General features: G+C 37.7%; 22 protein-coding genes and 1 tRNA gene. 9 read left to right on the forward strand and 14 right to left on the reverse strand.

Going from position 1 to position 21,541, the window contains the following annotated elements; all coding sequences use genetic code 11:
* Window positions 1–242: 242 nt before the first annotated feature.
* Together ABJQ32_13265 and ABJQ32_13270 are read left to right on the forward strand one after the other, a co-directional pair.
* Entirely contained in the window at window positions 243–716 is a 474-nt protein-coding gene (locus ABJQ32_13265; GenBank protein ID MEP5290612.1) for a DUF6702 family protein, read from the forward strand.
* A gap of 10 nt (window positions 717–726) precedes the next feature.
* Complete coding sequence (locus ABJQ32_13270) at window positions 727–2,331, forward strand: YHYH protein (GenBank protein ID MEP5290613.1); 1,605 nt, start codon at window positions 727–729, stop codon at window positions 2,329–2,331.
* A gap of 73 nt (window positions 2,332–2,404) precedes the next feature.
* On the opposite strand, the gene ABJQ32_13275 is transcribed toward ABJQ32_13270, so the two are convergent.
* Window positions 2,405–3,052: a superoxide dismutase family protein gene (locus tag ABJQ32_13275; GenBank protein MEP5290614.1), complete on the reverse strand. Its 648-nt coding sequence runs from the start codon at window positions 3,050–3,052 to the stop codon at window positions 2,405–2,407.
* 374 nt (window positions 3,053–3,426) lie between these two features.
* Here ABJQ32_13275 and ABJQ32_13280 point away from each other — a divergent pair, with 374 nt between their 5' ends.
* Together ABJQ32_13280 and ABJQ32_13285 are read left to right on the forward strand one after the other, a co-directional pair.
* Window positions 3,427–4,023 carry a Crp/Fnr family transcriptional regulator gene (locus ABJQ32_13280; GenBank protein MEP5290615.1) on the forward strand — a complete coding sequence of 199 codons (597 nt, stop codon included), beginning with the start codon at window positions 3,427–3,429 and terminating at the stop codon, window positions 4,021–4,023.
* Window positions 4,024–4,090: 67 nt separating this feature from the next.
* Window positions 4,091–4,651: a DinB family protein gene (locus tag ABJQ32_13285; protein MEP5290616.1), complete on the forward strand. Its 561-nt coding sequence runs from the start codon at window positions 4,091–4,093 to the stop codon at window positions 4,649–4,651.
* Window positions 4,652–4,654: 3 nt separating this feature from the next.
* Here ABJQ32_13285 and ABJQ32_13290 read toward each other — a convergent pair whose 3' ends face one another.
* Complete coding sequence (locus ABJQ32_13290) at window positions 4,655–5,395, reverse strand: DUF3667 domain-containing protein (GenBank protein ID MEP5290617.1); 741 nt, start codon at window positions 5,393–5,395, stop codon at window positions 4,655–4,657.
* Window positions 5,396–5,539: 144 nt separating this feature from the next.
* Here ABJQ32_13290 and ABJQ32_13295 point away from each other — a divergent pair, with 144 nt between their 5' ends.
* On the forward strand, window positions 5,540–5,776 hold the full coding sequence (locus ABJQ32_13295) for a hypothetical protein (protein MEP5290618.1): 237 nt from the start codon (window positions 5,540–5,542) through the stop codon (window positions 5,774–5,776).
* Window positions 5,777–6,011: 235 nt separating this feature from the next.
* On the opposite strand, the gene ABJQ32_13300 is transcribed toward ABJQ32_13295, so the two are convergent.
* Window positions 6,012–6,749 (reverse strand): outer membrane beta-barrel protein, encoded by a 738-nt coding sequence (locus tag ABJQ32_13300; protein MEP5290619.1) that lies wholly within the window; start codon window positions 6,747–6,749, stop codon window positions 6,012–6,014.
* Between the two features lie 11 nt (window positions 6,750–6,760).
* Entirely contained in the window at window positions 6,761–8,299 is a 1,539-nt protein-coding gene (locus ABJQ32_13305) for an aldehyde dehydrogenase family protein (GenBank protein ID MEP5290620.1), read from the reverse strand.
* An 85-nt stretch (window positions 8,300–8,384) separates the two neighbouring features.
* Between ABJQ32_13305 and ABJQ32_13310 the strand changes: the two genes are divergently transcribed.
* Window positions 8,385–8,978, forward strand: coding sequence for an EF-hand domain-containing protein (locus ABJQ32_13310; protein ID MEP5290621.1), 594 nt, complete (start codon window positions 8,385–8,387; stop codon window positions 8,976–8,978).
* On the opposite strand, the gene ABJQ32_13315 is transcribed toward ABJQ32_13310, so the two are convergent.
* Both ABJQ32_13315 and ABJQ32_13320 read right to left on the reverse strand, forming a co-directional pair.
* A complete protein-coding gene (locus tag ABJQ32_13315; GenBank protein ID MEP5290622.1) occupies window positions 8,979–9,665 on the reverse strand; it encodes a methyltransferase domain-containing protein in 687 nt (228 codons plus the stop codon).
* A complete protein-coding gene (locus ABJQ32_13320; GenBank protein ID MEP5290623.1) occupies window positions 9,658–10,755 on the reverse strand; it encodes a type III polyketide synthase in 1,098 nt (365 codons plus the stop codon). The genes ABJQ32_13315 and ABJQ32_13320 overlap by 8 nt, the downstream gene beginning before the upstream one ends.
* 54 nt (window positions 10,756–10,809) lie before the next feature.
* On the opposite strand from ABJQ32_13320, the gene ABJQ32_13325 reads away from it, so the two are divergent.
* Window positions 10,810–11,670 carry a UbiA family prenyltransferase gene (locus tag ABJQ32_13325; protein MEP5290624.1) on the forward strand — a complete coding sequence of 287 codons (861 nt, stop codon included), beginning with the start codon at window positions 10,810–10,812 and terminating at the stop codon, window positions 11,668–11,670.
* Here ABJQ32_13325 and ABJQ32_13330 read toward each other — a convergent pair.
* The 3 genes from ABJQ32_13330 to ABJQ32_13340 form a co-directional block, all read right to left on the reverse strand.
* A complete protein-coding gene (locus ABJQ32_13330; protein MEP5290625.1) occupies window positions 11,663–12,775 on the reverse strand; it encodes an NAD(P)/FAD-dependent oxidoreductase in 1,113 nt (370 codons plus the stop codon). The genes ABJQ32_13325 and ABJQ32_13330 overlap by 8 nt on opposite strands.
* 69 nt (window positions 12,776–12,844) lie before the next feature.
* Window positions 12,845–14,311, reverse strand: a complete 1,467-nt coding sequence (locus ABJQ32_13335; protein ID MEP5290626.1) for a Do family serine endopeptidase — start codon at window positions 14,309–14,311, stop codon at window positions 12,845–12,847.
* 185 nt (window positions 14,312–14,496) lie between these two features.
* Window positions 14,497–14,925 (reverse strand): Hsp20/alpha crystallin family protein, encoded by a 429-nt coding sequence (locus ABJQ32_13340; protein ID MEP5290627.1) that lies wholly within the window; start codon window positions 14,923–14,925, stop codon window positions 14,497–14,499.
* 232 nt (window positions 14,926–15,157) lie between these two features.
* Here ABJQ32_13340 and ABJQ32_13345 point away from each other — a divergent pair.
* Together ABJQ32_13345 and ABJQ32_13350 are read left to right on the forward strand one after the other, a co-directional pair.
* Window positions 15,158–15,231: transfer RNA gene (locus ABJQ32_13345), tRNA-Asn, on the forward strand.
* A 351-nt stretch (window positions 15,232–15,582) separates the two neighbouring features.
* The gene (locus tag ABJQ32_13350; protein MEP5290628.1) at window positions 15,583–15,975 is read left to right on the forward strand and encodes a response regulator; all 393 of its coding nucleotides are present in this window, start codon (window positions 15,583–15,585) and stop codon (window positions 15,973–15,975) included.
* On the opposite strand, the gene ABJQ32_13355 is transcribed toward ABJQ32_13350, so the two are convergent.
* From ABJQ32_13355 to ABJQ32_13375, 5 genes are all read right to left on the reverse strand, one after another.
* Window positions 15,972–17,498 (reverse strand): ATP-binding protein, encoded by a 1,527-nt coding sequence (locus tag ABJQ32_13355; protein ID MEP5290629.1) that lies wholly within the window; start codon window positions 17,496–17,498, stop codon window positions 15,972–15,974. The two genes, ABJQ32_13350 and ABJQ32_13355, sit on opposite strands and share 4 nt — an antisense overlap.
* Window positions 17,499–17,516: 18 nt before the next feature.
* Window positions 17,517–18,305: a hypothetical protein gene (locus tag ABJQ32_13360; protein MEP5290630.1), complete on the reverse strand. Its 789-nt coding sequence runs from the start codon at window positions 18,303–18,305 to the stop codon at window positions 17,517–17,519.
* 50 nt (window positions 18,306–18,355) lie between these two features.
* On the reverse strand, window positions 18,356–18,775 hold the full coding sequence (locus ABJQ32_13365) for a VOC family protein (GenBank protein MEP5290631.1): 420 nt from the start codon (window positions 18,773–18,775) through the stop codon (window positions 18,356–18,358).
* Window positions 18,776–18,791: 16 nt separating this feature from the next.
* Window positions 18,792–20,417, reverse strand: a complete 1,626-nt coding sequence (gene pruA / locus ABJQ32_13370) for an L-glutamate gamma-semialdehyde dehydrogenase (protein ID MEP5290632.1) — start codon at window positions 20,415–20,417, stop codon at window positions 18,792–18,794.
* An 88-nt stretch (window positions 20,418–20,505) separates the two neighbouring features.
* Window positions 20,506–21,183: a YjjG family noncanonical pyrimidine nucleotidase gene (locus ABJQ32_13375; protein MEP5290633.1), complete on the reverse strand. Its 678-nt coding sequence runs from the start codon at window positions 21,181–21,183 to the stop codon at window positions 20,506–20,508.
* Between the last annotated feature and the right edge of the window lie 358 nt (window positions 21,184–21,541).

Genomic DNA, 21,541 nt, shown 5'->3' on the forward strand with positions numbered 1-21,541 from the left:
TGAAAGAAAAAAAACAATCATGCTAACCATTTGCTATCCCTAAATATTTAAATCCGTCCCACAAGTATTGCAGTTTTGTGACATCTAAATATTTAGTTTCATATGGTAGTGATACTAAGGCGGAGCATCCGTAGATAGCGGATGTGAATAGAGCGGCTCGTTGGTGGGGCCGCTTTCTTTTACAAAAGAAACGCAATTATTTTAAATGCTTAACATCTAATAAGAAACACAAACTATCCGCCATGAAAAAAATCTTTAGCCTCTTACTTGTCGGTATCTCCTCTATTAGCTACAGTCATGATATTCGAATGGCCATTTTTGAGATCACCGAAAATGATTCCGGTTTACAGATGAATATATCTGTTGATCGATATTATTTCTATGAATCATTGAAAAATGAATTTGAAGATCATGCTACTAGAGATTTTGAAAACATGGCGTGGGAATATCTCCAGAGTAGGGTAGCGATTGAAGTTGACGGAAATTGCACTGCTTTTGAAATCACTGAGATAGAATATGGAGAAGAAAATATCTATTTAAAAGGCTCTTTGAATCTTCAGCTTGAAGATATCAAAGAAGTAAAGATGACCAATACATGCATGGTTGACTTAGTAGAAGGCCATGACAACATTATGAAATTAAAATTGAATGATCGAACCCGATCATTCAGACTCAACAGCAAGCGTACTTCCACCATTGCTTCTTACAACGACTAAACCATTAATTATGAATAAGAATACTCAATTACGACTACTCATTGTATTTGCTACAATGATATTCCTCCCCGGTTGTGGAGAAGACTCAAAAGAAGATGTCATGGATGAATTTTCTGCTACTGTTACAGTTTCTGCATCTCAATCATCTGTTACAGAAGCTGCAGGAACTGCAAGTTTCACCATCGCTATAAGCGAACAGAATACATCGGGTACTGCGATAAACATTCCGTTTTCTATCACTGGAACAGCAACTGCAAACAGTGATTATGAAATAAATGAAACAACTGCAATCATTGCAAATAATGAATCTTCTGCGACTGTGCAAGTAACAATTACTGACGACACGGAGATGGAAGAAAATGAAACAATTATACTTTCTCTTGGAAGTCTTCCTAGCATCATCTCTTCTGGAAGTACTACGGAAGCTATGATTATCATTTCTGACAATGATGCGCCTGTGTCTGTGGAAGAAGTTGTCGTAACCGTTGATAATACCACAAGCAATAGTGTCTCTGTTGGTCAATGGGCCGATAATGGAGCTGACAGTTACATTGTTGTGATTAACACTGAAAATTCCTTTACTAATCTTTCTAATCAAAGTAGCCTGCTACCGAGTACTTCATATTTGGGCTTTGGGCAGCAAGTTGTTTATAACAATGCCTCCATTGCCTCATTTGAGCTCTCTCTACTGTCGTCAAATTCTACTTACTATTTGAAGGTTGTGCCTGTTTCAGCAGGATCTTACGATAACGATCAAGAAGCAACAAGTGTCACTACTTCTGAAACATGCGAAACTTCTAGCACAACAGAAAGTCAGGTTTGTTTTGATATTGGATCTGATACAAGAACCATAAGTTCAAATCAATATCCAAGTCATGCAGTAGGCAACTTTCCAAACGGAACTCCCACGGCTATAGAGGTAACACGCGAATTGGATCTTACTCCTCAATATACAAATCAGGCAATCTATATCTATAACGAAACAGGTCCTCCAACTCCAATGAATGATAATTTCTGGCAATTTGGCATGGCAGTAAATGGAGTTGAGTTTCACCCAATGGGGTTGAAAGCTTGGACGGTTCCTGATGGCAATTCAAATGCTGGAGAAGAAAACTGGGAGTGGCAAGCCAAAGTAACAGAAGAAGGAGAAACAGACTTGGATGCTTTTGGGGCTCATGTAACTTCTCAAGGCAATTACCACTATCATGGTGACATTGTTGGCTTAGCCGATGAAGAAGACGGAACGACGCATTCTTTGATTTATGGATTCGCAGCAGATGGATTCCCTATCTATTATAAGTACGGATACTCAGATGCTAATGATCCAACTAGCTCAATTGTAGAATTAGAAACAAGCTACCAATTGAAAAGTGGAGCTCGTACAGGAACTGGCACTGCTGGTGTTGACTATCCTGACGGTAACCACGATGGGTCATACATTCAAGATTATGAATATGTAGCGGCATTAAGTGATTTGGACGAGTGTAACGGGCGGACTGGAGTTACACCAGAGTATCCCAATGGTACTTACTACTATGTTATTACCTCTAAATTCCCTGTAGTGCCTAATTGTTTCTATGGCACACCTGCAGATGATTGGAAAATAGGGAAATAAGAAATAGATACTAAGGCGGAGCATTTGCCAACTGGTGAATGCCAACGAGCGACTCAAAAGTGAGTCGCTTTTTTTATTTACAGATTAAAAAATCCGGCATTTGTTCTTGCTTAACAAATGACTGGATATTGCGAGCTACATCAGACACTAGTGTAATCTTGCCACCTCCAATTTTCGGATTTGCATGTCCATGTGTGTGATCATGAGCTGGATCACATTCCTCTACAAAATCCTGAGCATTTTCATGAACGATTATTGGTCGATCTAGTAGATCACTTTCATCGCCACTATTTAATTTCCAAAGATCTGTTTGTAAGGTAAATCTTCCATTTCCTTCTCTATCAATTATCACATTTCCTACGTCCCCTATGAATGGTCGTGCCCATACATTTCCTAAACTTCGATCATTGCACGCAGCGACAAACTTGCCAGCATTCCAGTGACGACCAGGGAGTTCCACAGATCCTTCGTGAATATGAATAGCTTTTGAGGTATTGGGAGTCATGCCTGAGAGGGATATCTCAATAGTTACTACATCTCCTGTTTGAAAAAACTCTGCTTTCCCAACAACAGTTTCATTCATTTCATATTCTCTGTCACCAACCTCATTTAGTGAGTAAATTTCTGCTTCTGCTACTATTTCAGGTTCTGATACCTCTTCTGTCTCAGAAGGTCCACAAGCAATAATGATTAAAAGCGGAAGTACGAAAAGCTTTTTCATGTGTATAGTCTATTTAAATTGGCCACCAGTTCGCCGGAGCGATCCGTCCGCCGAAGCGGGAACTCGCATGAGATTATCACCATCTGTTGTCCGTTGGCTGAAGCCGTTCAAACGTGATTTTTGTTATAATCATGCTCATTTCATAGCATAAAGATAATTCACAGATACAACAATAGTAAACGAGAGTTCCCCAATAAAAGTGCAAGACTGCATGTAAAACAGTCTACACTTCATTCCGTTTTTAGAATGCATATTGCCAACCTAGGGTCAGCAAATTACTTGTTTTCAGTAGCAGTAGAGAAACAATAATATTTCGAGTCCAGATCATTTGATAGCAAATATCATTTTGATTCGGTTAATTAGCTACTCAATCAATGTATTTTCTATTGAAATCAGAGATAAAATCAGTCATCGATTCAAATTTCGGAAAGCATATATCCATCAGTGAAGCAGCCTACGAATTTCTGAATGAGAATTTTCACGAAAGAGAATATGCTCAAAGATCATTTTTGGTTGAAAGTGGGGTGACTGCAAAGTATTTTTATTTTGCTCTGTCTGGTGTACAGGCAGGGTATCTCTTAAATAGTAAAGGAGAAAAAGTCATTTTCGGATTTTCATATCAGGGATCTCCATCAGGTATTTATGATTCTTTCGTAATGCAAACTCCATCAAACTATTTTATGGAGGCAATCACACCTTCCAGACTTATTGCAATCAGTAAAGAAAAGTATGACCAGCTTTTCAAATTATTTCCAGAATTCTACCAGTGGAGAACTCATTTTATGGAAGGAATTTTATTTGGGAGAGGAAGTAGAGAAGTAGAGATGCTTACACTCACGGCAAAAGAACGTTTTGATGCGTTTATAAAAAGATGTCCTCAAGAATTGATGCAGATTCCCCAAAAATATCTGGCCAGTTATCTAAATATGAAACCCGAAACATTTAGTCGGTTGCGAGCTCTTCGTGATTAATTGATCTATATCAATCTTTTTGTTGTTTAGATACAAGAGCTTTGACTTGTCACAAAAACAACAAAAGATGGAAGTAAATTTCGAACAGATACTACAACAATCGAATAAGGTTAAGAACTACATAAAATCTGATATTGCTGAACTGCCCAGTGATAGACTGAATTGGAAAATCTCTGATAAAAAGTGGTCTGCTATTGAAGTAGTCAGTCACTTAAACAGGGTTTATGAAAAGTATCTTGACAACTTTGAAATTGCCATATCTGGAGCTCCCAAACTACCAAACGGGCAGTTTTTAGAAAGCCAGCATACAATTATTGGAAGGATGTCTATCTACGCCATGAAGCCTAAGGGCAAAAAACGTAGGTTTAAAATGAAAACGTTCGACTTCTTTAACCCAATAACTGAACCAGATAAGATGCATGAGACTCTTGATCTATTTCTTAAGAACAAGGAGACATTCAATGAATTAATCAAACGTGCCAGAAGTAAGAACCTAAAAGACATTAAGATACCCACGGCTCTTGGACAAAAAGTGAGATTTTATGTGCCGGAATGCTTTCAGTTCATACTCGCACATGAAGATCGTCACTTAGTTCAAATAGCTGAAGCAGTAGAAAAAGCTCATTAAGCCTTACCAAACTCTCAAAAGAGAAAAACCAAACCCAAGAATGACGTAGAGAAGTATTGAGAATAGACTTAAGAGCAAATACTTGATAATCGCCAAAAATGATTTTTGCCGATGAAAGGAAAACGAGATATATACTATGTACAAAAAAAGAAAAACCATATTCAGCTGAGGAGGAATAAAGATCACGTACACACTAAATAGCATATAGATAATTCCAATAAGTATGTAAATACCTGAAACATAAAATCCAACTGTCAGATACTCCGCCAGATTATATTTCTTGCTAAAGAAAAGTTTATTCGAAATGCCAATAGAAAATACTAGAAAAAACATGATATGATTAATATGAGCAACCATGTATTTTCCTGCATTAATGAACACTCTAGCTAGTTCATGAACGTTTTCACCTTCCATTTGAGGTTGTCCCTCAAATGGATCATAGCCAATAACAGATCTTAGAATCAAATAAATAGCTGTCAAGAGCACAAAAAAGGATACCGGCTTATAATACGACTTTCTCTTACCCTCAATGAAGGATCTCAATAGTTTCCCAGGGTCAACCATTAGAAATTTGATGGTCGAAAGAAGGGGTCCTTGCAACGCAAATGTTGAGCTGAAAAAGTCGTCCAGTGTGTCACGAAATGTGATTCGTTGAATAGAAGCCGATTGACTGCAGTTATTACAATAATTCCCTTCAGTTTTCGATCCGCAATTCAGGCAATTAGATGGGTTGGGCTTACTCATGGTTATCCATGAATTTAACTCTTTTTGGAATAAAGGGAAATGCTTAACAAATCATCTAAAGAAGAGTTGCATGAAAATTGCTTGATTTTATCTAGAGTAGTTCATATACAAAGAAATCATATAATGAGATCCAATCAATCATCTATGAATCATAAAAAATCAATCAAGGAAATTTATGATGAAAATAGATATCTATATGCCAAAAGGACATCCGTCGAAACTAAAGTGTATGATCCCACGGTAACAAAGGTTTTCTTAGATCAATTTCATGCTAAAAGAAAAACACAAAAGAAAATAAGAGTTTACCTCTTTATGCTGAGCTGCTTTCTTACAATGCTTATCGTTTTTGGTATTGCAGAAGGAATTAACAAGCTTGTTTAATAAGAAAAAAAGCGGCTCATATTGAGCCGCTTAATCGCAAAACCTTAGGTTTTGCTTAATATTTTCTATGAACTATCGAAGAAATTAGAAATTTGGAGTGAGTGGTAATATTTACAATAAATAATCAGTGCTTACCATTACCTCATTGGCGAAACAAAAAAGGCCTGCAAATGCAGGCCTTTTTTTAATTGTCATCATCTTTTGAGTTCGGTGAATGATCAGTTCAAAGCATTATTTAGAGCCTGATACCAAAACCAAGATCAATGTTCCAGGCGTTGGCCTCTTTAAATATGGATTCTGCATCTGGATCATCATATACACTTGATAAGGCATAATTAAATCCAAAATCGATGAAGTAATCAACCTTATCACCAATAAAGAAATAATTCATTCCACCGTTGAGAAACATAACTACCCCTCTGGCATCAACCGGATTATCGTCTTTCTCCCACTTCTGCTTCACTTTATCTCCGTCTTCTTCAAAATAATTGATTTTCACGATATTGCCCACATTAATAGAAGGGGTAACTCCTCCATAAATTCCAATTTTCTTGCTTAAGGACTTTCCCATGTTCAATGGAATCGATAAGTAACTCAATCGCTGACGAAATTTGTATTTCTCATCAGTCTCACTTCCAGAAGAAGATTGTAGCACAACATCATCAGTCTTAAAGAAGTAGCTGTCCCCCGTGTTCATATACTTAAGACCAGATCTAATAAATACAGATTCATTTAAAGGAATATCCGCCAGAGCTGCTAAGTAAAAACCAATCCTAACAGAATTTTTCACCTCTGATGTGGCACTTCCACCTGCATCTATGTAAGCTTCCCTGAAAGTATCAAATCCATATTGAGTCACCAGATCCTCTGTTAGATTAGAGACATTCATTCCTGTAGAGAAAGAAATCTTTATTTGACTATAAGATATTAATGAACACAACACAAGGGTCCAAACAATGAAACTCTTTTTCATCTTCTAATTTTTTAAAGCTCAAATTTAATTCCCTGCGCTAAAGGAAGTTCAGTAGAATAATTGATCGTGTTTGTTTGACGTCTCATGTATGCTTTCCAAGCATCCGAACCTGACTCTCGTCCTCCCCCTGTTTCCTTTTCACCACCGAATGCTCCTCCAATTTCAGCGCCAGATGTTCCAATGTTCACATTTGCTATGCCACAATCAGAACCCGCTTGTGATAGAAACAACTCAGCTTCTCGAATATTAGTAGTCATGATCGCAGAAGATAGTCCTTGAGGTACTGCATTTTGAATTTCAATTGCTTCTTCCAGATCTGAATACTTGATCAAGTACAAGATCGGAGCAAAAGTCTCATTACAAACAATCTCATAGTCTGCTTGCGCCTCATACATTGCCGGCTTTACATAGCACCCAGACTCATATCCCGATCCTGAAAGCACTTCACCTTCAACAACAGTAGTTCCCCCTTCTGATTTCACTTTTGAAATGGCCGCTTGATACATTTTTACTGCATCTGTATCGATCAGCGGTCCTACATGATTGTTTTCATCCAAAGGATCACCAATACGTAACTGACCATATGCTTTGACTAATCGTTCTTTTACTTCTTCGTAGATACTATCATGAATGATTAACCTTCTTGTCGAAGTACATCTTTGTCCCGCTGTTCCTACAGCTCCAAATACAGCTCCAGGAATCACAATATTCAGATCGGCATGCTGAGAAATGATCATTGCATTATTCCCGCCTAACTCCAAAATATGTTTGCCCAATCTGGCTCCTACTACTTCACCTACTGCCTTACCCATTCGCGTTGAGCCTGTAGCCGATATCAAAGGTACTCGTGTATCTGCGGCAAGTTTTTTACCGATCTCTACGTCTCCAATGACAAGTCCACATACACCTGGGTGTATTCCATTTTTTTCGAATACTCGCTGTGCGATTTTCTGACACGCTATAGCAGAAATAGGGGCTTTCTCCGATGGCTTCCATACACATACATCTCCACATACCCATGCAAGTGCTGCATTCCAAGACCAAACAGCTACGGGAAAGTTGAAGGCAGAAATGATTCCGACAATTCCTAATGGATGCCACTGTTCATACATTCTATGCGATGGTCGCTCCGAATGCATAGTCAACCCATATAACTGTCTAGAAAGACCAACTGCAAAGTCGCATATGTCTATCATTTCTTGTACTTCACCCAATCCCTCTTGTAGAGATTTACCCATTTCATAAGAAACTAAAGACCCTAGTTCCTGCTTATACTCCCTGAGTTCATTTCCAAGCTGGCGTACTATTTCCCCTCGTTGAGGAGCGGGGAGGAGTCTCCATTCTTTAAATGCTTCTTGCGCCTCCTTAATTACTTGATCATATGCACTGTCATCCGCAAGCGTGACACTTGCTATCTCATTTCCATTAACGGGTGAATATGAAGTAAGCTTAGCTCCAGATGAATTCAGCCACTTATGGCCAATAGCAGCTCCTTTATTGTCTGCTTCTACCTGAAGTCTCTTCAAAATCTCTTGGATATCCTGGGTCATTATTAAATAGTTGTTATGAATTGGAGTGCAAAGCTAAGAAATGCGTGGAAGGGTAGAAATTATTTCGTAAATTGAAATTCGAAACATGGGGAGCCCTACCACCACACGCACTATTGGCCCCCGGTCTGTTTTCTCTGAAACACAAAAAAGAAAGGTACATCACCTTTTTAATGTATTGGATATAGACCGGAACGGGCAGCTTCAGCCGAACGATTTTGTAAACGTTGGGAAAAAGATTGTTGCGCAATTACAGCTCAGTGAAAATTCGAGAAGCGCTCGTCTTATTCTATTGAAGTCGCATCGTTTATTTGTACAACTATTGACTGATCTGAATAATCCTGAGCTTACGCTTACTTTATGGGATTGGATAGCCTTTTTCCGCGATCAAATTGAGTCAGGAGATTGTACCATTCTTGATCATTACATACAACGAACTTCAAGGCATGTATTTGATCTATTTGATATGAATCGTGATAAGTTGATCTCACGCGAAGAATATGCGAACATGTTATTTATTTACAATATTCCACAAAGTCTAGCTATCCAAGGATTTGAAGAATTGGACTCAAATCAAGACCATTTCATTTCTGCTGACGAAATGGTTGCGGGATTAGACAATTTCTTTAAGTCAAGTGACCCAGAAGCTAAGGGGAACTTGATTTTTGGTGACTGGACGTAACTAAAAAATTAACTTCCAACGGAAGGCCCACTTCCACCTTAATTTATAATCCTTTATACCAGCGCTGTTCAAGATTTCTTTCAATTCATGTTTCTTGAATCCTCGAGCTACCGAAACAGCTGCATCGTTTTTTACCATCGTCGATTTAGAAAACAAAGAGGTGAGTAATGAAATACTCCAGTAGGCTAAAGGATGCCTATGTAAATCATTTATAATCACTCCAGTTCTGGCCTGCTGTCTAAATTGTCTAAACAGCGTAGCTAATTCTTGATTTGTAAAGTGATGAGTAAACAGACAGCAATGAATGATATCAAACACCTGCTTTTTAAATTCCTCACTGAAAATATTAATTGGTTGATAAGAGATTTCAGAAAACCTCATGGTATTGGATTCTGCGTACTCTACAATATGATGATTAGCATCAATACCTATGAAAGAGGATTTCACAGAATTTTTCCTACTCCACTTGGCCATCTCTACCATGATATCTCCTCCTCCACATCCGAGATCGGCTAAAATCACCTCCGACTTATTATTAACCATGTTCTTGAAAGCATTCACACTTATTTGGTTGCCTCCCAACCTTCGATTTATGGTATTTAGCTCTCTTAGTGTCTGACCTACTACCTCACCTGAGATATTCAGATCGTCCATTATTTCAATCTCATTGGAACGAGACTCAAGCATCGATATGAGATTTCAATACAGCACTTTCCATTGTGAGCCCTGGTCCAAAAGCAAAGCTTAACATGTGTTTTTGATCATCTTTAGATGTCATCGAATCAAAAATTGACTTTATGACAAAAAGAACGGTAGGAGAAGACATATTACCATGGGTTCTTAATATTTCTCTTGCCGGATTATTTTGATCCTCCGATAAGTTCAGTTCCTCTTCAATCACGTCTAAGATTTTCCTTCCTCCTGGGTGAATTGCATAATAGTCAATCTCATCAATCTTCATTTCTATTTCAGAGAGCAGCCTATTCGTAAGCTTACCGATTCCTTGTTTAATAACATCCGGCACTTTGCTACTTAGCCTCATCTCAAATCCATGATCTCCGATATACCAACCCATTTCGCTTTTTCCTTGCAGAGCTAAATCGCTGTAGAATTTTTTTATTTCCAATGATCTAGAAGAAGGTTTTGATGAAATCATCATTGCAGCAGCGCCATCTCCGAAAATTGCATTTGAAACAAGGCTCTCATCATCTGTTTTTTCTTGCAGATGAATACTGCACAATTCTACGCAAACCATCAAAACATGCGCATTCTCCTCAGCTTTCACAATATTTTGAGCGACTTTCATCGCATTAAAAGCGGCATAGCATCCCATAAAGTTTATTGAGGTGCGTTCTGTTTGAGTGGATAATTTTAGTTGATCAATAAGTTCAATATCTAGGCCAGGAGCATACATACCTGTACAACTAACCGCAATAAGGTGTGTGATTTCGTTTGGCTCAATAGGTGAATCTAAAATGGCTTTTTCACAAGCTTCCCTAGCTAGATTTATTGCATGGTCCTGGTACAAAAGCATGCGTGGTTTAGCAGAAGGGAAAGCTGCATCCTCTTTAAAAAAACTCTTCCCATTAAGGTTTTCTGCAAAGTCACGAAGTACAGAGTAGCGTTGTTCAATCCCACTGGCCCGATACAACATCCGCAATTTCCTTTCTTCTCTCCTCTCTAGTTTAAGATGACTAACCATAAAGTCAGCGATCTGATTTTGATCTGCTAGATTAGCGGGTAATGCGGTTCCAATACTATGAATATATGCTGACATCTAAGAGTTGTTCATTAATATTAACCAACTTTTGACCGAGAAGATTACTTTCATTTGAAAAAATCAACACTACTTCATCTTCGGATACCATTTTCTTTTTTCCTAATGCCTGTTTTCTTGCTTGCAGTGGCAGTTTCGGAACACATTAGCTATGAAAATCTTTTTTTATCATTTCTAATTCTTCATCTCCTTGTATATCCAGCAAGCAATGGATACAACTCCTATTTCGATAAGGATGAAGGAAGTATTGGAGGACTTAAAGTTCCACCAAAAGTGACCAAAGAACTTTATTGGGTATCACTCATTTTTGATTTGATTGGTTTGATTCTAGCCCTTTTAATTTCATGGGAATTTATGGTCATGATTTTCATTTATGGGCTTATTTCAAAAGCGTATAGTCATCCGAATTATCGACTAAAAAGTAGACCAATCATTGGTTGGTTAGCTGCTGGTGTATTCCAGGGGTACTTTACTTTCATCCTTAGTTACATTGCCATTACTGATACTTCTTTGATTCAATCATGGACATGGGATATTCAAATACCTGGAATCCTTAGTAGCATTTTATTATTGGGTTCTTATCCCATGACTCAAGTATATCAGCATGAAGAGGACTCGAAAAGGGGAGATATCACAATCAGCCTAAAACTGGGAGTATTAGGCACATTCCATTTTACTTCAATTGCTTTCTTTCTAGCGAGTTTAGGTTTCGTAGGGTATTTCATTGTCTATCATTCCCTAAGTGACGCAATAGTTTTTCTAAGCTCTATGACTCCCATCTTAGCGTATTTCGGCGTATGGTACTTAAAAGTAAGAAAGGACAGAAGTAAAGCAGACTTCACCTCCACTATGAGGCTTAATTTTCTATCCTCTATTATGCTAAATGCTTTCTTTATTTACCTCTGGCTCAGCTAAAAGGAGTTCCGTGAGTTTGTTTCATTAAATATTTGGTAACTGGAGAAACAGATCTAGCGATTGCTACTGCAACTTCTGAGGTAATTGGGGATCCAAATAATTTTTGAATATTTCTTCCTGCCCATAATCTCTTAGCGAAGAGGTTATTCCATTGATCTGTGTAGTTTCTTTCTAATGCTTGTCGATCAATACCATGATCAAAGAAATCGATAATCGACTCACTCAAAATCTTTGACGAATGAATAGCCATTGCCATCCCATTTCCACACAAGGGAGTGATCATTCCGGCTGAATCACCAGACATCAGTATATGATCATAAACTGGCTCTTTTTTCTCAAATGTGATTTCATTGATCACTTCAGGTTTTTCAAACAAAAAATCTGACTGATTGAAAATGCGTTTTAAGTATGGATTTTTCTTTAATACTTCTTCTTCCATTGCATCAATGGAACCAAATTTTTTAAGATTACTCCTGTGAGATAAATAGCAAAGATTAAATGTCCCGTTTTCTATTTTACTCACTCCACAATAGCCCTTATTAAAGTTGTGTAGCTCCACTACATTATCGGCAACTTCATCTGTTTTGATGTGGTATTTTACTCCAATATATGGATACCTCTTATGGATAAATGGCCTTTCTAGTGACTTATCAATCTTACTCCTTTTCCCAAATGCTCCAATGACAATTTTGGCTTCATGATTTTCGCCCTCCTTATCCTTGATAAGGAAGCGGTCATCTTTGAAACTTGAAGAGACAACTCTGGTATGAACAATGTCAAGTGAATCCAATGCTTTCTTAGCAAGCCACTGATCATATGACTTTCTGCTTATACCAAATCCTCCAAGATCTAATGCCATTTTTAAGCTCTTACCGGATGAAGAACTTAAGTGAAATCGAGAAATTTTTGCAGGCTTAAGTTCTGATGGGAAAAGTTCATTTTTTTCTAAAAAAGGAATGACTTCATTCGATATATACTCACCACATACTCTGTGAAAGGGATATTTCTTTTCTTCAAACAGCAGGACATTAAGTCCCTTTCTACTTAAAAGTATTGCATTGATTAGTCCGGCTAATCCACCACCTATCACTATTACATCTTTCACTTCTCGAAATTATGGAATAAAAAAAGCCTGTCTTTCAAAGACAGGCTTTTTTTATTGCGATATATCTATTTAAAGACCTAGCCCGTAATGTGCCTTACTGCCATCAGGATAGATTCCTTCAATTAGAATCCCATCCGTTCTAGGACGTTTAAAATAGTTTTGAAGATCTTGAATGTTCCTAATCTCTTCATTATCAATGCCTGTAATAATAAACCCTTCTTTCATACGAACTTCTTTCCATTTGCCATTTCCCAACTCCCTGACTTGAACCCCACCATCAATATCCAATTCTTCTTTTAGCGCATCAGTCAAATCGACAAAAGTCGCGCCCTCAACTTTAAAATCAGAAGCAAGCTCCACTACCTCCAATGTACCTTCTGCATTTCTTAGTTCAGCCAATACTATTTTCTCTTTTCCATTTCTGATAAACTTTACCTCAACTTGGTCTCCAGGTCTCTTTACAGCTACTTGTTCCTGAAGCTGGGCTACACTATTTACCGGCTTATCATCTATAGCTACAATTACATCTCCTCTCTCCATACCCGCTCTATCAGCAGCTTTTCCAGCCATTACTCCATTCACGTAAATCCCTTTTAATACATTGAGATCATATTCTTCCGCAAGCCCGGCATCCACATCCCTAATCGAAATCCCCAATAATGCTCTCTGCACCATCCCATACTCTACTAAATCACTAACTACCTTTTTTACAAGTGAAACAGGAACGGCAAATGAATATCCCGCAAATGCCCCTGAAGGGGATGCAATAGCTGTATTTATTCCTACCAATTCTCCATTGAGGTTTACCAGTGCTCCACCACTATTTCCAGGGTTTACCGCCGCATCAGTTTGGATAAAAGATTCTATTCTATAGTCTCCATTTAAGATATTTATATTTCGCCCCTTTGCACTTATTATCCCAGCTGTGACTGTCGACCTAAATTCATACGGGTTACCAATTGCGAGCACCCATTCTCCTATATTAATATTGTCTGAATCACCGTAATTAATTGATGTAAGATTGTTCTCATTCACTTTTAAAACGGCTAAATCAGTGCTCGCATCTGTACCTATCACCTTAGCTTGATAACTTCTATTGTCATTTAAGACAATCTCGATCTCATCTGCATTCTCAATAACATGATTATTTGTGACGATATATCCATCAGAAGATATAATCACTCCAGATCCGGCTCCTCGTGCAGGACCTCCTCTTCGTTCGTATCGTTCACCAAAGTAGTCCTTGAAGAAATCGTTAAAAGGACTATTCGCACGCATCCCTTCTTTATAAGTAGTCCTTATATGCACAACTGAAGGTGTGGCATTTTTAGCTGCAAAAACGAAGTTTAAACCTTCCGGCACTACAAAGTCTGATGAGTCAAAGACATAGTTTGTTAAACTCACAGGGCTTGAAGTATTTCCTGTTGTTTGAATTATCCTATGGTTAGGCGCAATCAGCGAAAATCCTACGACCGCCACAATACCTCCAAAGAGTGACGAAAAAACCATGGCCATGATAAAACTTCTCTTACTCATATCTTCTTCAATTTTTTACTTATGATTTATACTCCATAAAGACACTTTTAGTTTTCATTCTGTGGAAAAACACTAAAAGGATTAACTATTCTTAACAAAAGATAGGTGCTGATTAAACTCCTTCCATTTTCAAAAAAAAGGGCATCCGCCTACTGGCGGACACCCCAAATCACCTACTCAAAACACTACTTAACTACTATCTGTTTTTTTGCTGACTTCTTTTCATCCTTTGGTAAAAGAATGGTCAAAATTCCATCTTGATATGAAGCATCTACTTTTTCTTTGTCTACCAAATCTGGTAAATAGAACGTTCTATTAAATGATCCATAGTAACTCTCCACACTGTGGAAGTTTTTTTCCTTCTTCTCGTTCTCAAATTTTCTTTCTCCACTTATTGTAATTTGATCTTTATTAAGATCAATATTGAAATCACCCTTCTTCATTCCTGGCACATGCAACTGAATCTCAAATTCTTTTTCAGATTCAGCAATATCCACCTTAGGTGAAAACTTAGGTACAGTGCCTCCTACTAATTCATCAGTAAAAAAATCATCAACAAGACTTTTAAAACTTGTCGGTCTGTAGTCGTTTCTATTGTACTTTATAAGTCCCATGTTCTATAGTTTTTAATTAAAAATAATTTATTGAGTAATGATCGAATTCTGTACCAACTGATGCAATGAATAAAAAATCATGTCATTATGTCTTAATTATGAAAATAGATGATGAAAAATAATGACATTGTGTCTTATTTATAAAAAAAAGTATTACTTGAAAATTTTTTAATGTCTTGCATTGAGAATTGTAAATTGGATGCTTACATTTGCACTCCTTTTTAAGGAAAATTCTCCCTTAGCTCAGCTGGTTAGAGCATCTGACTGTTAATCAGAGGGTCCTTGGTTCGAGTCCAAGAGGGAGAGCTTAAGCTTAGCAGAAATGCCGGGCTTTTTTTATTTTCAGGCTTTCAAGAAACAGTACTCTCAGAGTCCTTGGGTGGAACGCCACTCCGACGGTTCGCCGCAGCGATCGAGCCCAAGAGAGAGAGCTTAAGCTCAGCAGAAATGTTGGGTTTTTTATTGTTCCCAAAATTCTTGAATTTAATAGCCTACATACTGGAAGTCGCAAAAAAGAGTATCGCTAGTTTATTCGTTCAGTCATTCTTATCCACTGGATTGAAAGTTCTATTGATCGAATTTTAACAAAATTTGATCTGATTGAAATCACATTTATAAATCGCTTTCTTACCTTTGGATCATAAACCACTACAACTCTTGGGAACTTTTCAAAAGGTACTACTTGTCGACGATGATGATATCGTCAATTCTATAAACTCAGTTATCATCAAGCATGCAAAGTTTGCTACTGAAGTAGAATCAATTAATAATGTGCAAACAGCCATTGATTTTTTGAAAACCACAGGGGATACTCCTGACGTGATTTTCTTGGATTTAAATATGCCTGGTTTAGATGGTTGGGATTTTATGGAAGAGTATGAAAAGTTAAATATCACGGACGGCACTAAAGTTATTATGTTGACATCCTCCATATCTGCTAAAGATGAAGAACGGGCTTCCTCTTCCAAGCAAATTGCCGCTTTTATTTCTAAACCGCTTTCCCCAGAGTTGTTAGAAAAAATTTACAGTAGTCATCTGATAAGTTCCTAGTTCAGACGTAAAGCAAATGTGGCTCCTTTCCGAGGCTCGCTCTCTACCCTAATTCCGCCTCGGTGATAATCCATGATTGTTTTAATGATGTAAAGGCCTAGGCCAGCTCCTTCCACATGTGAGTGTAATCGTGAATAAGGCCTGAATATTTCTTCTTTAAACTTGATCGAATCAAAACCTAAACCATTGTCTTTAATAATTAGTGTAGTATGCGAATTGACTTCTTTGGTCTTGATTTTTATTTGAAGAGGTTTTTCAGGGTCTCTGTAAGACAGGGCATTTGATATTAAATGCTTTAATACCACTTTCAACTGTGCTTTTGGATAGGCAATAGTGGGGCATTCTGAAAAATCTTTTTTTATAATGGCATTTGCACTTTTAATCTTACTTAAAGAATTGGAAACTACCTCTTTAAGAACCTCATCAATATCTAGAAGCTCTTTATCTGCACCAAGTTCTTCTCGCACTTTGTTTACCTCAACAAGCGCATGTACAATCTTTTCTAATTGTTGATTTGTCTTCCTAGCGTTGTTAAGTATTGCTTTAAAGTTAGAAGGGTTCACGTTTTCTTTCCCTAGCATCTCTAATAGAGATCCAAGGTTAGTTATAGGAGCTTTCAGGTCATCCGCAGTGCTGTACGAAAAATGAATAAACCTATCTATCTCTTCTTGTGAGTATCGCAAGCGATCTGCCATTTCATTAAAGGAGTTAACAATGTCACTTGTTATGCTGTTTGAACTCAGCTTTATTCTTGCATCCAGATTGCCATCACCAATTCTTTCTGCACCCGATCTTATATCCTCCAACGGGCGCCATATTTTATAGCTAAAAGTGTAAACGGCAAGCAAGGAAAGAATGATGAAAAGAAGAGTGAGTGTTACAATCCACTTCATTGAAAGCACTTCTTCTTGCTCGACAATCTTCACCAGAGCTTCGGTAAACATTTCATGACGCATCAAAACACCTTCTACTTGTTTATTAAACTGATCCTCTTCTTGTTCTACTCTTTCTGACACAAAAACTGCTTCTTCCAGCCGACCTTCCTCCAGAAGATTTACAACTTCTATTGCATGGTTTTCATAGCTAGTATGATCACTTGCAAGCTTCTTAATTGATAATAACAAGCCTTTCAATTTGATTCTCTGAGCCTCTTGATTTGTCCGCTTTAATGCTTCTGAAACTTCGTTTTCTGCCTCCAGTAAGTCGATATCCACAAGCTGCGCTAAATATCTAAAAGTACTATCTGCCAAAGCAAACCCTCTTAGAGCTGCATCATTCCCTGGAGCCATTTCTTCTGAATAACGAATAGCACGCTCAAAATTGATCGCCTGCTCAAGTTGGTTTGTCTCTATTTGGGTAAGTATCTCGATTATTGGTAAATCGATATTAGCTACATCATCAATATCTTTATGTGTAGCTACGATTCGAAGCAACCCAAATGCCCCAAGAATCAAAATAAGGAAAATAATAAATGTACTTCTCCGAAGGATTACTTCTTTAATCCTGTTAGGTCTTCGAGTCATGGTAGGTAGGTAAAAGCCCTAATCTAATTCAATTTTGGCGGTCATCACACGAATTGCATCATCTAAATTCATTGTTTCTAATTTCAATTGCTGCAGAAGCTCTTCGTATGTCTCCCGACTTTCCCAATTTAATTTAATCAAATCTATCAATGCCAAAATAGTAGACAGAGGATGCCTGATGGTATGTGATGTATAAAAAGCATGATCAGATAGTTTTTTGGCAAGTTTTTCTTTCTCTTTTTCCTCAATCTTCAAAGTACTTAACTCGTTTCTGTGTAGAAAGTCTTCCTTGAGGCGCAACAATGCGTCGTAACATTGACTAATCATTGAAGCTGATGTCAACAAAACAAATTGATCTCGTTCAATAAAATCCTTCTTTGTTTTCCACTCTACCGTAATGACTCCAAAAAGTCTGTTATCATTCCACACTTGAAAACTCGCCCATGAGGTGAGTCGATTCTTAATTAAGTGGTCAAGTGTTAGTTCTTCTAACGCTGGATTATCATCAGTACTGTCAACGTGTATTGATTGCTCAGCCTTCAAGAGTTTTATGAAGTTTGGAAATGTTGATGCATCCAGTGCTTTACCAGAAGAAGACTCCTCCGTTTCTGCATTGAAACTTTGAATGCTTTCAAATTCATCCTTTTCATTTCTATAAAGCCAAAAAGATGTCTTATAAGCACTTAGCGATCTACAAACAGTCGGAATGAGCTCTGAAATAAAATCTTTGAATTTCCCACTCAGCAATGGTTCAGACATTGCCATTTTCATAAAAGATTCGATTCTATTGTCTTTAGTTTCACTCATTTAATATAGAAGAGGAAATGTAAAGAGGTTTTTCCAGAAATCATCTAAATCTATTTTGCGAAAATCTGAGCATCATCCTTAAAAGATTTAAACTCTAGCGCATTTCCAGAAGGATCCATAAAAAACATGGTTGCTTGCTCACCCACCTCGTCTTCAAATCTGACATATGGTTCAATAATGAACTCTATTCCTGCATCTTTAAGTTTTTCCGCAAGATCATCCCAATCACTTCTGCTTAAAACCACACCAAAATGAGGCACAGGAACTGCCTTGCCGTCAACAGGATTAGTTTCCGCATCTCGCTTATTTTCAACCATATGGATTACAAATTGATGTCCATATAAATTGAAGTCTACCCAGCAATCAGAAGATCTACCCTCTTCAAGGCCCATTATATCCCGGTAAAAACTTCTTGTCTGATCCAATTCTTTTACAGGAACAGCTAAATGAAAAGGTCTTAAATTATTCATGAGGAAAGCGTTTTAATTAACCAAGAAAAGGATATCTGTAATCAGTAGGGGAAACAAAAGTTTCTTTAATGGTTCTTGCACTAACCCAACGCATGAGGTTCATCATTGCTCCCGCTTTATCGTTTGTGCCAGAACCTCGCGCACCACCAAATGGCTGTTGGCCTACTACAGCCCCTGTAGGTTTATCGTTGATGTAAAAATTACCTGCTGCGTTTCTTAGTTTTTTAGTAGCAACGTCCACTGCGTATCTATCCTTACTGAAAATAGCTCCGGTTAGTGCATAAGGAGATGTCTCGTCCACGATACTTAAGATTTCCTCAAACTTATCTGCATCATATACATGAATGGTAAGCACTGGTCCAAAAATCTCCTCACACATTGTTGTGTACTTAGGGTCTTTCGCTACAAAAACTGTCGGCTCAACGAACCATCCTTTAGTGTCATCATAATTGCCTCCAGCAACTAATTCTACATCTTTATCGGTTTTTGCTTGCTCTATGTAACCCGAGATCTTTTTGAACGCAACACCATCTATCACAGCATTTACAAAGTTTGACGGATCTTCAGGAGAGCCCATTTTGATTGATTTTAAATCTTCAATCATGTATTTCTTAACATCTTCCCAAATGTTTGATGGAATATATGCTCTAGATGCTGCACTGCATTTCTGACCCTGAAACTCAAATGATCCTCTTACTAAGCCAGTAGCCACTTCTTTTGCATCCGCAGATCTATGAGCTACTACAAAGTCTTTTCCTCCTGTTTCTCCTACTATTCTTGGATACGTTCTATATGAATCAAGATTAGCTCCAATGGTTTTCCAAAGTGTTTTAAAAACCCCTGTACTTCCTGTGAAATGAAGTCCTGCAAAATCTCTGTGGTTAAATACGACATCTCCTGCTACAGGACCATCCACATAGATCAGATTGATTACTCCATCAGGGAGTCCTGCCTTTTTGAAGACTTCCATTATTACTTGTGCCGAATATACTTGTGTATAGCTCGGTTTCCACACAACAGTGTTTCCTAACATTGCTGGAGCCGCTGGGAGGTTTCCCGCAATGGCTGTAAAGTTGAATGGAGTGATGGCGAAAATAAAGCCCTCTAATGGTCTATACTCCAACCTATTCCATATCCCTTCTGATGATATAGGTTGCTGCATATACAATTCTTGCATAAAAGAAACATTGAACCGAAGGAAGTCAATGAATTCGCAAGCAGCATCAATCTCTGCCTGATGTACATTTTTTCCTTGACCAAGCATTGTCGCAGCATTCATTTTAGCTCTGTATGGCCCAGCTAATAAGTCAGCCGCCTTAAGAAAAATGCTAGCACGATTTTCCCAAGACATATTTTCCCAATCTTCTTTGGCAGATAAAGCTGCATCAATGGCCTCTGTGACATGTGAAGCATCTCCTTCTGAAAAATGTCCTAAAACATGCTTATGATCATGAGGGCAGGTCATTGCAACCTTATTGTCTGTATGCACCTCTTTGTCACCAATAAACATCGGAGCATTAACCTGGCTTGCATACATTTCTTTGTATTTAGCCAATAATTCTTCTCGAGCAGGAGTGCCCGGGGCATAGCTCAATATAGGCTCATTGATTGGGTCTGGTATGAAAAAATTTCCTTTAGGCATGTTGTATACATTTATTTGTTAGGTAAGACAAAACTAAGGTGAATGGTTCAAAATACTAGAGGTAACTAATTCAATAATCTAGAGGTAACTAGAAAATTTTTAAAAGCTCCATATGGGATTGAATAGTGTAATCTGCTAGTGATTTCTTTCTCCCACTTGGATCGTAGAAGACTGTCTTAATACCAAATTCTTGAGCTCCATGAATATCCGTTCTGGGATTATCTCCAATCATCACACTATTTGTTTTGGAGGAACCCGCTTTGCTAAGGGAGTACTCAAAGATTTCCGGGCTTGGTTTTCTTGAATCTGCACACTCTGATGTCACCATTATGTTAAAGTATTTAGCTATTCCTGAACTACTTAACTTTCTATTCTGAGCATCTAGGAATCCATTGGTAATTATGTGTAATTCGTATTTACCTGTTAGGTAATTCAAAGCCGTCAAAGCATCAGGCATGAGATAAGATTTTGACGAACAATTTTTCATGAAATAAGCCGAAGCATCTTTAGAATGCTGAGCATCTATCCCAATACTTGAAAAAATTTCATTGAATCTCTCATTCTTGATGTACTCGCGATCTATCAGCCCGTCATTGTACTTACCCCACAATTTATCATTCACTTCATAAAACTTGTTGAAAAGTTTTTTCTTCGTTAATCCAGACTTGGATAACTCTAGCTGAATGAATATTTCCGATAATGTTTCTTGTGCACTTCGATCATAGTCCCAAAGTGTGTGGTCCAGATCGAAGAAAATGTGCTTCATTCCCTTCACCTAATATAATTTTTCGCTTCTATCTTGTTCTTAGCTAAAGCAAGATTTGCGTTCATTGTTTTGTAAACTTCTAAATCCTTTCTCAAAATGAGATCTTTACTTAGAAATTCAAAAATCTGGCTAACCATATCATAGCCTTCCTCTTTAATACTATAAAACACCCACTGATCATATTTTCTAAAAGTTACCAAACCAGCATTTTTCAAATACGTTATATGACGGGAAGTTTTTGTTTGTGTAAAGTCAAGTATAGATTCGAGATCAGATATGCAAAGTTCCTCTTGACGATATAAAAGATGAATGATGCGTGTACGAGACTCATCTGAGAATGACTTGAAAATCTGGGTGC

This window comes from Marinobacter alexandrii, assembly GCA_039984955.1.
Lineage (GTDB): Bacteria > Bacteroidota > Bacteroidia > Cytophagales > Cyclobacteriaceae > Ekhidna.